The sequence below is a fragment of the Saccharopolyspora sp. NPDC002578 genome, assembly GCF_053592695.1.
The window spans coordinates 1-12,820 of the sequence record NZ_JBSFWJ010000111.1 but is presented as its reverse complement, the minus strand read 5'-3'; the positions used below and the strand labels follow the sequence as shown (position 1 = coordinate 12,820).

Sequence of the window (12,820 nt, the reverse complement as noted above, 5' to 3'; positions counted from 1 at the left end):
TTCCTTCTCGCGAGGACAGCTTTTTCCCTCGTGGCGGAGCCACTCGGGAAAAAGATCCCGCAGCGAGAAGGAAGCTGAGGTTCCGCCACCCGACCACAGAGCAAAACGAGCCGTGAAACCCCAGCTCAGTGCGCGAAGTGTCGGGTGCCTGTCAGGTACAACGGCACGCCCGCCGCCTCGCACGCCTCGATGGTCTCGTTGTCCCGCACCGAACCGCCGGGCTGCACGATGGCCCGCACGCCCGCCTCGATCAGCGCCTGCGGCCCGTCGCCGAACGGGAAGAACGCGTCGGAGGCGACCACCGAACCGCGGGCCCGCTCACCGGCCCGGGCCACCGCCAGCCGCGCCGAGTCGACCCGGTTGACCTGGCCCATGCCGACACCGACCGTGGCGCCGTCATCGGCCAGCAGGATCGCGTTCGACTTCACCGCGCGGCACGCGCGCCAGGCGAAGCTCAGGTCGGCCAGCGTCGCCTCGTCCGCCGCGGACCCCGCCGCCAGCGTCCAGTTCGCCGGGTCGTCGCCCTCGGCGTCGATCGCGTCGGACTGCTGCGCCAGCACCCCGCCGGAGATGGCCCGCATCTCGATCCGGCCCGACCGCGGCGGCTGCGCGGTCAGCACGCGCACGTTCTTCTTCCGCGTCAGCACGTCGACGGCGCCGTCGGCGTACCCGGGCGCGACGACGACCTCGGTGAACACCTCCGCGATCTGCTCCGCCATCGGCACCGTCACCTCGCGGTTCGCCGCGATCACGCCGCCGAACGCGCTCACCGGGTCGCACTCGTGCGCCTTGCGGTGCGCGTCGGCGATGTCGTCGGCGACGGCGATGCCGCACGGGTTCGCGTGCTTGATGATCGCCACGCAGGGCTGCGCGTGGTCGTGCGCGGAGCGCCACGCGGCGTCCGCGTCCACGTAGTTGTTGTACGACATCTCCTTGCCGTGCAGCTGGGCCGCCGCGGCCAGGCCCGTCGCCTCGCCGCCGGAGACGTAGAGCGCGGCGGCCTGGTGCGGGTTCTCGCCGTAGCGCAGCGCCGAACGCCGCTCCCACGTCTCGCCCAGCCAGCCGGGGAACGCCGAGTCGTCGCCCGTCGGCACCCGGCTCATCCACCCGGCCACGGCCACGTCGTAGGACGCCGTGTGGCGGAAGGCCTCCGCGGCCAGCTCCACCCGCTCGGGCAGGGTGAAGCCGCCCGCGCGCACCTGCTCCAGCAGCCACTCGTACTTGCTCGGGTCGACGACCACGGCGACGTTGCCGTGGTTCTTCGCCGAGGCGCGCACCATCGCGGGGCCGCCGATGTCGATCTGCTCGATCACCTCGTCCGGGCCCGCGCCGGAGGCGACGGTCCGCACGAACGGGTACAGGTTCACCACGAGCAGGTCGAACGCCGGGATGTCCAGTTCCGCCAGCTGCTCGGCGTGCTCCGGGCGCCGGAGGTCGGCGAGCAGGCCCGCGTGCACCCGCGGGTGCAGCGTCTTGACCCGGCCGTCCAGCGCCTCCGGGAACCCGGTGAGCTCCTCGACGGGGGTCACCGGCACTCCGGCGTCGGCGAGGGCGCGCGCGGTGCCGCCCGTGGAGACGATCTCCACGCCGGCCGCGTGCAGCCCGGTGGCCAGGTCCAGCAAGCCGGACTTGTCGGACACGCCGATCAACGCCCGGCGCACCGGCCGCCGTTCCTGCGAGTTCTGGGTCACGGGATTTCCACCTTCCGTCCCTGCACGGTCCAGCCGTGCCGCGCGAGCTGTTCCAGGGTCTCGACCAGCAGCCGCCGCTCGACCGCCTTGATGCGTTCGTGCAGGCTCGCCTCGTCATCGCCGGGCAGTACCGGCACGGCCTCCTGCGCCAGGATCGGGCCGGTGTCCACGCCCGCGTCGACCACGAACAGCGTGCAGCCGGTGACGCGCACCCCGTAGTCCAGGGCGTCGCGAACCCCGTGCATGCCGGGGAACGCGGGCAGCAGCGCCGGGTGGCTGTTGAGGTAGCGACCGCCGAAGCGGGCCAGGAAGCGCTCACCGGCGAGCTTCATGAAGCCCGCGGACACGACCAGGTCCGGTTCGTAGGCGGCGCACGCCTCGGTCAGCGCCTCGTCCCAGTCCTGCCTGGAGGCGTGGTCGGCGACGCGGCGCACGAACGTCGGGATCCCGGCGCGCTCGGCTCGGGCGAGGCCTTCGATGCCGGGCCGGTCCGCGCCGACCGCCACGATCCGCACCGGGTGCCCGGCTTGCGCGGTGGCGTCCAGCACGGCTTGCAGCAGGGTTCCGGAACCGGAGACCAGCACGAGCACGCGGGCGGGTTCGGCGGGGCGGAACCGCGTCGGCCCCTGCGCGGCCGGATCCGGCCCGGAGGCGCCGGGGGCAGGGTCCGGATGTGCTGCGGAGGCCGCGTTCGATGCGGGGGTGCTCAGCTCTGACTCCTGACAGTGCCTGGTCACGATCTCACCGAGCAGCGTAGGCGGCGGGCCCGTCCCGGACTCGGCCAGGTCCGGCGCGAGTGGCCCAGCCCTCACCGGCTCAGCGGTCGTCGGCCCGGGGTTCGGCGCCGGAGGACGGCGCGCCCGGCTCGGGCTCCGCGTCGTGGTCGTCGCCGGGCCGCTCGTCGACGGCGGGCCCCTCGTCGGCGTAGAGGTCCCCGGACCAGGACACCACCGGTTCGGCGGCGTCGGCCTGCTGGGCGCGCAGGACCAGGTCGGCCCATTCCGCCTCGTCGACGTCGAACTCGTCGGCTTCGAGGTCCACTTCTTCCAGTTCGGGAGCGTCCTGGTCCTCGTCGGCGTCGTTCTCGGCGTCGTCCTCGTCTGAGTCGTCCGCCGTTTCGGAGTCGTCCGCCGCGTCGTCCGCCACCTCGTCGACGACCTCGTCCGCCACGTCGGGCTCCGGCGGCGCCTCCGCGTCAGACTCCGCCGCGGGGGACGCCGGATCGGCCGGGAACAACCACATCGCGGGCAGCGCGGGGACCAGCACCCAGCCGAAGGTGACCAGCGCCGAGAGCACCGGATGCAGCGAGATCGGGTCGAATCCACCGCCACCGGCGCTGCCACCGGTCGCGGCGGCGACCACCAGCACGCCGCTCGCCGCGACCAGCGCGGCGAGCGCGACCGACGCCGACCGGTGCGCGCCGCCGAGGTCGCGACCGCAGCGCACGCCCACGAACACGCCCGCGGCGACCGGCAGCAGCACGACCGCGGACCACCACCACGCCGCGTCCCCCGGCGGGAGCGCCACCAGCAGCGGGAACTCCGGAACCGGACCGGGCGACGTGCCGTAGAAGCGCACGGCCAGCTCGCCGACGCCGATCCCCGGCCCGGCCGCGAACGACCACCCGGCCACCATCGCGTTGGGCAGGTACAGCAACGACAGCAGCAGCATCCCGAACACGTCCCCCGCCGAGTCCGCCCTGCTCAGCAAGTCCCCGACGCGCGGCGCGGACAGGCACAGCGCGATCACCGCCACCAGCGCGCCGGCGCCCAGCAGGCACGCCCAGGCCAGCAGGCCACCGCGGAGCCCGGCGCTGATCGTCGGACCCGCGAGCCGCCGCAGGGCGGCGAGCAGCTCGCCGTACCGGCAGGCCCCGGCCGCCGAAGCGGCGGCGGCGATCAGTCCGCAGCGCAGGAACGCCCCCGGCACCGACGCGTCGACGACTCCGCCGAGCAGCGCGGCCAGCGCCGCCCCCAGCACCGCGTGCGTGAAGCCGACCACGCCGATCACCCGGACCGCGTCGCGGGCACCGCTGAGCTCGTAGCGGCGCAGGAAGGCGGCGGTGATCGCGGCGATCAGCAGGCCGAGCGCGATGGTCGGCAGGAACGGCAGCACCGACAGCGGCGCGCCGAGGATCAGCAGCGGCACCTGGTGGGCGGCGAGCCACCCCGGCACCGCGGCGGCCAGCAGGGTCGGCAGCGCGACGTCCGCACCGCGGGCGGTGCCGGTGGCGAGCGCGAGCAGCGTCGCGGCCAGCAGGTAGCCGATCAGGGTCGTGGTGACCACGACCAAGCCGAGGCGCCGCGCCCCGATCCGGTCGCGGTGCTCCTCGTCGGGCTCGGGCACCAGGTCCGGATCGGGCAGCGATTCGATCAGCGGCATGCGGCCGAATCTCGCACCCGGCTCCGCGCGCACCGCCCATGACTCGCCGCAGCGTCCGCCCATCGGGCGACGTCGATCACGCTGCGTCCAGCCCGGTTCCGGAACGCGCGAAGGGCGCCGCCGCGAATGCGGTCGGCGCCCTTCGGCTCGCGGACCCGGTCCGCGCGATCGAACTAGTGCGAGGAACCCGGGTACGGCATCTGCCGCGTGCCCTCGGGCCCGTCGGGGACCTGCGACTGCGGGCCGGAGGCCGGGCCGGGGTCACCGGTGGCCGAGCCGCCCGCGGGGCTCTCCGGGCCCTGCGGACCGGGGCCACCCGGACCGCCCGGAGCACCGGGACCGCCGTAGCCGCCCGGCGCGCCCGGTCCGCCGTAACCGCCCTGCGGGCCCGGACCACCGGGGCCGCCCTGACCGGGGTGCCCGGGACCGCCCTGCGGCCCGGGACCGCCGGGGTGCCCGCCGGGCGGCGGCTGGCCGGGGCCGCCCTGCGGCCCGCCGTAACCGGGCTGACCGCCCGGCGGCGGTCCCCACTGCTGCTGGGGCTGGCCGGGCTGCTGCCCGAACGGCGGCTGGCCGCCGGGGCCGCCCGGACCGGGCTGGCCGGGGCCGCCGAGCGGCGGGAACGGACCGGTGTTCGGGCCTTGCTGGCGTCCGCGCGGCTCGGGCTTCTTGCCGCCGCCGACCGCGACGACCTCGGCCTCGGCGAGCACCAGCACGACGACGGCGACGGCCTGCACGAGGGCCAGGACCAGCTGCACGATCACGACGGCGCCTGCGAGCCCGCCGACCACGGCCTGCAGCAGCGCCAGCACGCCGTAGACCGCGAGCGGTGTGGCGGCGACCAGGGTGTTCGGGGACTTCGGCAGCTTCCGCATCCCCATCAGCACGGCGGTCGCGATGATCGCGAGACCGGCGGTTCCGGTGATGAGCCCGGCGGCGGCCGGGTCGAAGAAGCCGAGGACGTACGCGACGATCCCGGCGCCCGCGGCCACGAGGGGCAGGACGGACTTGATGTCGGTGCCGCCCGCGTCACCGGGCTGCGGCGTCTCCGCACGAGGAGGCCCTGCGTGCGGAGGTGCCTGCTGGTGGGGCGGGGGCGCACCGTAGGGCGTGGACATGATTGAGAGGACTCCTCCTCGCCGAGGGTCAGGAGAACGCAAGTGTCACTTGGAAGAGTGACACTCGAAACGGTATCGGACTGTGATTCAGCCGCCGAACGGGTACGACGATCCGCGGTCGTCCACCCGAATCGCTCGGCCGAACCGCGCCCCGGCGCGTTCACCCCGGTCACCACCCGCGCGGAGCCCGCAGGGGACCGGCCGAGACGTGGCCCATCGCGGCGGCGGGCGCTCCCGGTTGGCAACTGTGGAGAAGTTCACCGCCGCGGCCCGGAACACGACCGGCCCCATGACCTCGGACGACGGGCCGGAACGACCGGGGCCGGGCACCCGAATAAGGTGCCCGGCCCCGGTCGTGAAGCGGAAAGTCAGCCCTTGACGATCTCGCGCATGAGGTTCGCGGTCTCGCTGGGGGTCTTGCCGACCTTGACGCCGGCGGCCTCCAGAGCTTCCTTCTTCGCCGCCGCGGTACCCGACGAACCGGACACGATGGCGCCCGCGTGGCCCATCGTCTTGCCCTCCGGCGCGGTGAACCCGGCGACGTAGCCCACCACGGGCTTGGTGATGTTGGCCTTGATGTAGTCCGCGGCGCGCTCCTCGGCGTCGCCACCGATCTCGCCGATCATCACGATCGCCTCGGTCTCCGGGTCGTCCTGGAACGCCTGGAGCGCATCGATGTGCGTGGTGCCGATGATCGGGTCACCGCCGATGCCGACCGCGGTGGAGAAACCGATGTCGCGCAGCTCGTACATCATCTGGTACGTCAGCGTGCCCGACTTCGACACCAGGCCGATCTTGCCGGGGCCGGTGATGTCCGCCGGGATGATGCCCGCGTTGGACTTGCCGGGCGAGATCACGCCGGGGCAGTTCGGCCCGACGATGCGGGTCTTGTTGCCGGTGGCGTTCGCGTGCGCCCAGAAGTACGCCGAGTCGTGCACCGGGATGCCCTCGGTGATGACCACGGCGAGCGGGATCTCGGCGTCGATGGCCTCGACGACCGCGTCCTTGGCGAACTTCGGCGGCACGAACAGCACCGACACGTCGGCGCCGGTCTCCTTCATCGCCTCGGCGACGGTGCCGAAGACCTTGAGCTGCTTGCCCTCGATCTCGACGGTCTGCCCGGCCTTGCGGGCGTTGACGCCACCGACGATGTTCGTGCCCGACTTCAGCATCCGCGCGGTGTGCTTGGTGCCCTCGGACCCGGTGATGCCCTGGACGATGACCTTGCTGTCGTCATTGAGGAAGATGGCCATGGGTCACGCCCCCGCAGCAGCAAGTTCGGCGGCCTTGTCGGCCGCGCCGTCCATCGTGTCGACCAAGGTGACCAGCGGGTGGTTCGCCTCGGCCAGGATGCGCCGGCCTTCCTCGACGTTGTTGCCGTCGAGGCGGACGACCAGCGGCTTGGTCGCGTCGTCGCCCAGGATCTTCAGCGCCTGCACGATGCCGTTGGCGACGGCGTCGCACGCGGTGATCCCGCCGAAGACGTTGACGAACACCGACTTCACGTCGCTGTCGCCGAGGATCACGTCCAGTCCGGCCGCCATGACCTCGGCGGACGCGCCGCCGCCGATGTCCAGGAAGTTCGCCGGCTTGACGTTGTTGTGCGCCTCGCCCGCGTAGGCCACCACGTCCAGCGTGGACATGACCAGACCGGCACCGTTGCCGATGATGCCGACCTCGCCGTCCAGCTTGACGTAGTTGAGGTCCTTGGCCTTGGCCTTCGCCTCCAGCGGGTCCTCCGCCTCGGCGTCGACCAGACCGGCCTGCTGCGGCTGCCGGAACGAAGCGTTCTCGTCCAGCGTGACCTTGCCGTCCAACGCGATGATCTTGCCCTGCGGGTCCTTGACCAGCGGGTTGATCTCGACGAGCGTGGCGTCCTCCGAAACGAAGGTCTCCCACAGCTTGACGATCACGTCGACGACCTGGTCGGCGACCTCGGCCGGGAACTTCGCGGCGTCGACGATCTCGCGGGCCTTGGCGGCGTCCACGCCCTGGATCGGGTCGATCGCGATGCGCGCCAGAGCCTCGGGCTTGGTCGCGGCGACTTCCTCGATCTCCATCCCACCCTCGACCGAGGCCATCGCCAGGAAGTTCCTGTTGGCGCGGTCGAGCAGGAAGGAGAAGTAGTACTCGTCGGCGATGTCGGAGGCGGTCGTGATCAGCACACGACGCGTCACGTGGCCCTTGATGTCCAAGCCGAGGATCGCCTCGGCCTTGGTCTGGGCCTCGTCCGGCGTCTCGGCCAGCTTCACGCCGCCGGCCTTGCCGCGGCCCCCGGTTTTCACCTGGGCCTTGACCACCACGGGCCCGCCGAGTTCATCGGCGGCTGCCTTGGCCTCTTCGGGGGTTACGGCCACGGAACCGGGCAGCGTCGGCACTCCGTGGGAAGCGAAGAGTTCCTTCGCCTGGTACTCGTACAGGTCCACTCGACTCTCCTGCGACGTCGGTGTCGGACTCGGCGACGATAGCGACCTGCGAGGACCGCCGGTGCGCCGCACCCGGTGAACTGGCTCACCTCATTGGCCCGATCGCCGCAGGTGAATGCATCCAGACCGGCTATTTCACCGAGTTGAAACCGCTGGATGCGGCGCGTAAGTGACGAACGGAACACCTCTTCGGGACCCGTCAAGGGGACCCAGAACACAATTTCCCCGGTTTTTCCGGAGCAGTGAGGTTCCGCCGGAGCACGCCGAACCGACCGGTTCGTCTCCGCCGCCGCCCACGCGGTCCGCGACGGCGGCCCCGGACCGCGACCGCGAGCCTCACCGCCCGCCTTTGATCTTGGCTTTCCGGCCGAGCAATGTTCTTGATCCGTGTCTTGTCAGCGGCGAAGCCGCTGAGCAGCGACCAGCTTGAGCAACCGGCACCGCAGCGGGTTCTCAGCGGTTTCCTCGCGAGGACAGCTTTTTCGCTCGTGGCGGAGCCACTCGGCAAAAAGATCCCGCAGCGAGGAAACCGCTGAGGTTCCGCCACCCGACCCACTACCCAGGCCAGGGACCAAGGGTCAGTCCCGGCGAGCGGCGAGGATCGCTGTGATCAGCAGGGTGAGGATCGCGGCCAGGGCGAACCACAGCCCCAGCGCGGGGGAGCCGCCCTCGGTGCGGTCGGCGGTGAGCGGGAACTCCAGGGCGCGCGCGGCCATCACCAGCGCCGCGCCGCCGAGCAGCGCCACCGCCCGCGCGGGACGGCTGCGGGCCGCGAGCACCGCGGCGATCAGCACCGCCGCACCTGCCCCGATCAGGCCCCACGAGGTGGTGCCGAACTCGGTGAACACGCCCGGCGCGGTGTAGCCGGGAGCGGCGAGCACCGGCAGCAGGACAGCGGCCAGGCCCAGCAGCGCCGAGATCCCGGCGGGCACCGCCACGACCGGCCGCCAGTCCCGTTCGGTGAGGTCCACGTCGTCGCGCTCCACGCCGCCGGCGAGCGCGGCCACGATCGCGGCGAGCACCGCGAGCACCATCGCCGCCCCGGACGTCCACGCCCCCGGGCCCGCGGTCGCCCCGGCGACTTGGGTGGAGGTGAGCACGGTGTCCAGCGCGGCGGCGCCCGCCAGCGGCAGCATCGCCCAGGCCACGGTCAGCGCGGGGCGCAGCGCGGTGGCGGTGCGCGGCACGAGCAGGCCCGCGCCGAGCAGCACCAGCACGACACCGCCGGGCCACAGCAGCCGCGCGGGGTAGAGCGAGGGGTCGTCGACCCAGCTCGGCATCTCCAGGTGCGGCAGGAGCGCGGAGGTGATCGCGAGCGCCCCGGCGGCCAGCGCCAGCACGCCCGAGGTCCGCAGCAGCTTCGTCAGCGCGGGCAGCGCCACGTCGCCGCGGTCGCGGTCGGGATTGCGCCCGCCCACCACGGCGAGGGCCACCAGCGCCACCGCCGCGGCCAGCCCGAGCACCGGGCCCCAGCCGAGCTGGAGCCGGGGCAGCACGGCCACCGAGAGCAGCGGTGGCACCACGGCGGCGGCCAGTCCGGCGGCGAGCCCGAGCAGTCCGCCGCGCACCAGCTCCGGATCGGTGGATCCGGCCGTGAACGCGGCGGCGGCGGGCACCGCGATCGCCAGCAGCAGGCTGCCGACCGCGACCGCGACCGGTGCGTCCACGACGGACTTGGCCAGCAGGTACGGGTCGTCGGAGATGAACGGACCCATCAGCAGGCCGACCGCGGCGACGGCCGTCGCGCACAGCACCAGCGCGAGCAGGCCCTGCCGTCGAGCTCCGGCGGCGGAGGCCGCCCCGGCCTCGCCCGCGCGGGGGGAATCGTGCGGCGCGCCGTCGCTGACGGGAAGCCCGCTGAAGGGATCACCGCCGAACGAGGTGCCGGCGGTGTGCTCGAACAGGCCGCGTCCCGCGATCAGCGCGAGGACGCCCGCGACGAGGGTGAGCACGTGCCCGGCGAGCAGCACCCAGGTGCCGAAGGCCGGGGCGAGCGGGTCGAGCGTGTCGGGCAGCAGCAGTTCCGGGCGGGCGGCGAGGCCCGCGTCGACGACGAGCTGCGCGTCGTGCGCGAGCCTGCCGGGCGCGAGCACCGCGGGCCCGAGCAGCACGGCGGCGGCCAGGGCGGGGCGAGCGCGCCGGGACAGCCCGGCGAGCACGGCGGGGATCAGCGCCAGGAGCAGCAGCACCGGCCAGGCCTGGAACGCCGCGGGCATGTCCGGCACGACCAGGCCCAGCAGCGGGGCGAGCCCGATGAGCAGTGCGCCGAGGGCGGACAGCGCGATCGCCGCGGTGAGACCGGTCGGGGGGCCGCCGGGTTCGGGTGCCGCCGGACGGCTCATCTGCGCCTCCGAGGTTTCGAACGGGAGATCGGGCCGTGCGCTCACCGCGCCGACGCTAGCAACCGATCTACCGGGTTCCCCCTGGGGTTCAGCGGATCGCTACGGACGGTCGCGGCGGATCGGCCACGGGCGGCGGTTGCGCCCGCCCCGCGACGATCCCGGTGCCGTCGGGAATAACGGAGGTTCTTAGCGCGCTCGTACGACTTGAGGCCTCGGAAGGGTCATCGGGGTTGAGTGCATTGCGCTGTTTTTTCTGTGACTTGCGCCACACTCGGGCGTGTCTCGCTACCGGGCGAAGCGGAACGACCCCGTTTCCATAGTCCAAATGGGAGCGACTTCCTCGATCACGAACCGGCAGGCAGTGCCACTCGGTAACCCCGCCGGGATCGCCGTTTCACCGTGCGCGACCACCCGCGCCGACCTCCGCATCGCCACTGTCCGTGAGCGAACGGCCACTGATCGGGATTTGCCCCTAGGGGATCAGCCTGGTTACTGTCCCCCGGTCCGTTGTCACGGTCCGATCACGACTGCCGGTTACCCCGACCGGCGCCCCGGAACCCCGTCCGGGAGCGTGTTACGGACTCCCCGAGACGGAAGGGCAGGCCTTGTCTCGACACCGCTCCCCCGGCGGCGCCCCGATCGCCGAGGAGTCGTCCCCGCACGATCCCCCGCATCAGCGCCAGCGGCGGTTCTCCACCCCACCTTCGGTCATTCGCGGGCGCCTGGTCGTCGCGGCCGTCGCGGCAGGTGCTTTCGCCGCCGCCGGTCAGTCGATGGCCAGCGGCGAGCCCGCTCCGGACCAGGACGGCATCAACCCGCTGGCTTCCGGCCAGGACGCCGCCGCCTCGTTCGGCTCCGTCGTCGGTGACTCCGGCGGCGGCATGGGCGGCTCCGCCCCGGCGCCGGAGATGCTCCCGGTCCCCCGGGCCAGCAGCGCCGGCTCCGAAGTCGAGAAGCTGGCCAAGAGCGAGCGCATCTCCGAGCAGCGCGCCGAAGAAGAAGCCGAGCGGATCGCCGCTGAGGAGGAGGCGAAGCGGCCGAAGGTCGTCGCCCCCGCCGAGGGCTCCTTCACCTCCGGTTTCGGTGGCCGCTGGGGCACCACGCACTACGGCATCGACATCGCCAACAGCAAGGGCACCCCGATCGTCTCCGCGCAGGACGGCGTGGTCATCGAGGCGGGTCCGGCCAGCGGCTTCGGCCTGTGGGTGCGCGTGCAGCACGACGACGGCACGATCACCGTCTACGGCCACGTCAACACCATCACCGCCAGCGAAGGCGAGAGCGTCAAGGCCGGCGACCAGATCGCCACCATGGGCAACCGCGGCTTCTCCACCGGCACCCACCTGCACTTCGAGGTGTGGAACGCCAGCGGCAAGAAGATCAACCCGATGCCCTGGCTGAGCGCTCGCGGCGTCGACGTCAGCTGATCTCCCGCCATCCGAGCGGATGGCCCGTCCGACCGCACCCGGTCCGATGCGCCATCCGCTCGACGCGGCAGGGGTAGCCCTCCGCTCGTCCGTCAGGGCGGGCATCTCCTCGCGGAGGAGTTCGGAGAGGCGGCGCTTCTCGGCCAGCCGCCTACTGCGCGACGAGTTCGGACTCCAGGTGGCCCGCTCCGCGTTCACCGCGCCCCGGATTCATACGGCTTCTTCATTCCACGACTTCGTGCAGCGAACGTAGCGTCGGGTTCTCACCGAAAGCACACTTCTGCTGGGAGAACCGTCATGACCCGCGAGAAGGCCGACTTCACCGGTGCCCGAGCGACCATGCTCGCCACCCTCTACGGCCGGGCGCTGCACAGCCGCACCGAGAACCCGGTGCTGCACGACCCGTACGCGGAGGAGGCGGTCGCGCGCATCGACCACGACTTCTCCACCACGGGGTTGCGCGGTGGGGACGCGCTGTCGATCGCGCTGCGCGGTCGCACGTTCGACGACCTGACCGCGGCCCGGCTCGCCGCCGACCCGGAGGTCACGGTGCTGCACCTGGGCTGCGGGCTCGACAGCCGCGGGCAGCGGCTCGCGCCGCCGCCGAGCGTCGAGTGGTACGACATCGACTTCCCCGAGGTCATCGACCTGCGCGACCGGATCTACCCGGCGCGGGAGCACCACCACACCATCGGCTCCCCCGTCACCGCCCCTGATCTGCTCGACGGCATCCCGAACGACAAGCCCGCCCTGGTCGTCGCGGAGGGCCTCGTCATGTACTTGGAGGAGGCGGAGGGCGTAGCGCTGCTGCGGCGGATCACCGAGCACTTCCCCGGCGGCCACCTCGTCTTCGACGTCCAGAGCCCGCTGGCGGTGCGCTGGGCGCACCGCCTCAACGGAGCGGTCCGAGCGGCCGACGCCCGCTTGAAGTGGGGGGTCCGCAGCGGCACCGAACTGGAACGAGCGGTCCCCGGCCTGTTCCTCGACGAGGAGATGACCTTCTTCGACATCCCCAGCCTGGAACGCCTCACCCCCACCAACCGAGCCCTAGTCCACACCCTAGGAAAAATCCCGACCTTCAGAAAACTAGCCCTAATCCTCACCATGCACTTCAACTAAACCCCACCCCAAAAAAGCAAAGCAGCACGAACGCCACGCTTAAGACAAAGCAAAACCCTTACGGCGAAGCCGTGCAGCGGGCAGGCGAAGCCACGCCTGCCTCGCGACCGAAGGCCGTGCTTTACGGCGAAGCCGTGCTCTGGGCGGCGAAGCAAGCCTGCCTTGCGGCGTAGCCGTGCCTGTATGTGCGAAGCACATAGCCCACGTCAAAAAGGTGACGACCGGCGGGTTCTCAGTGGCTTCCTCGCGAGGACAGCTTTTTTCCTCGTGGCGGAGCCACTTGGAAAAAAGATCCCGCAGCGAGGAAGCCACTGA

Annotated in this window: 9 protein-coding genes; 2 read left to right on the top strand and 7 right to left on the bottom strand. The window is 72.3% G+C overall.

The features are described from left to right. Nucleotides 1–125 precede the first annotated feature (125 nt). The 7 genes from purH to ACWD38_RS28745 form a co-directional block, all read right to left on the bottom strand. The gene (gene purH / locus ACWD38_RS28775; RefSeq protein WP_184482968.1) at nucleotides 126–1,691 is read right to left on the bottom strand and encodes a bifunctional phosphoribosylaminoimidazolecarboxamide formyltransferase/IMP cyclohydrolase; all 1,566 of its coding nucleotides are present in this window, start codon (nucleotides 1,689–1,691) and stop codon (nucleotides 126–128) included. Continuing rightward, complete coding sequence (gene purN, locus ACWD38_RS28770) at nucleotides 1,688–2,281, bottom strand: phosphoribosylglycinamide formyltransferase (RefSeq protein WP_266090695.1); 594 nt, start codon at nucleotides 2,279–2,281, stop codon at nucleotides 1,688–1,690. Before purN ends, purH begins: the two co-directional genes overlap by 4 nt. 226 nt (nucleotides 2,282–2,507) lie before the next feature. Continuing rightward, nucleotides 2,508–4,073, bottom strand: a complete 1,566-nt coding sequence (locus ACWD38_RS28765; RefSeq protein ID WP_450125318.1) for a cell division protein PerM — start codon at nucleotides 4,071–4,073, stop codon at nucleotides 2,508–2,510. 173 nt (nucleotides 4,074–4,246) lie between these two features. Then, complete coding sequence (locus ACWD38_RS28760) at nucleotides 4,247–5,191, bottom strand: DUF5336 domain-containing protein (protein WP_184482974.1); 945 nt, start codon at nucleotides 5,189–5,191, stop codon at nucleotides 4,247–4,249. 368 nt (nucleotides 5,192–5,559) lie between these two features. Beyond that, a complete protein-coding gene (gene sucD / locus ACWD38_RS28755; RefSeq protein ID WP_184482977.1) occupies nucleotides 5,560–6,444 on the bottom strand; it encodes a succinate--CoA ligase subunit alpha in 885 nt (294 codons plus the stop codon). A 3-nt stretch (nucleotides 6,445–6,447) separates the two neighbouring features. After that, nucleotides 6,448–7,617, bottom strand: coding sequence for an ADP-forming succinate--CoA ligase subunit beta (gene sucC, locus ACWD38_RS28750; RefSeq protein ID WP_184482980.1), 1,170 nt, complete (start codon nucleotides 7,615–7,617; stop codon nucleotides 6,448–6,450). 578 nt (nucleotides 7,618–8,195) lie between these two features. Further along, a complete protein-coding gene (locus ACWD38_RS28745; RefSeq protein WP_450125317.1) occupies nucleotides 8,196–10,004 on the bottom strand; it encodes a hypothetical protein in 1,809 nt (602 codons plus the stop codon). A gap of 560 nt (nucleotides 10,005–10,564) precedes the next feature. Between ACWD38_RS28745 and ACWD38_RS28740 the strand changes: the two genes are divergently transcribed. Continuing rightward, nucleotides 10,565–11,386, top strand: coding sequence for a M23 family metallopeptidase (locus tag ACWD38_RS28740; protein ID WP_450125316.1), 822 nt, complete (start codon nucleotides 10,565–10,567; stop codon nucleotides 11,384–11,386). Nucleotides 11,387–11,683: 297 nt separating this feature from the next. Continuing rightward, entirely contained in the window at nucleotides 11,684–12,505 is an 822-nt protein-coding gene (locus tag ACWD38_RS28735; protein ID WP_450125315.1) for a class I SAM-dependent methyltransferase, read from the top strand. Nucleotides 12,506–12,820 lie beyond the last annotated feature (315 nt).

Excerpts from the sequence above, each read along its gene's own strand:
- ACWD38_RS28765 (WP_450125318.1), bottom strand. The coding sequence starts at position 4,073 with ATGCCGCTGATCGAATCGCTGCCCGATCCGGACCTGGTGCCCGAGCCC.
- ACWD38_RS28760 (WP_184482974.1), bottom strand. The coding sequence starts at position 5,191 with ATGTCCACGCCCTACGGTGCGCCCCCGCCCCACCAGCAGGCACCTCCG.
- sucD (WP_184482977.1), bottom strand. The coding sequence starts at position 6,444 with ATGGCCATCTTCCTCAATGACGACAGCAAGGTCATCGTCCAGGGCATC.
- ACWD38_RS28735 (WP_450125315.1), top strand. The coding sequence starts at position 11,684 with ATGACCCGCGAGAAGGCCGACTTCACCGGTGCCCGAGCGACCATGCTC.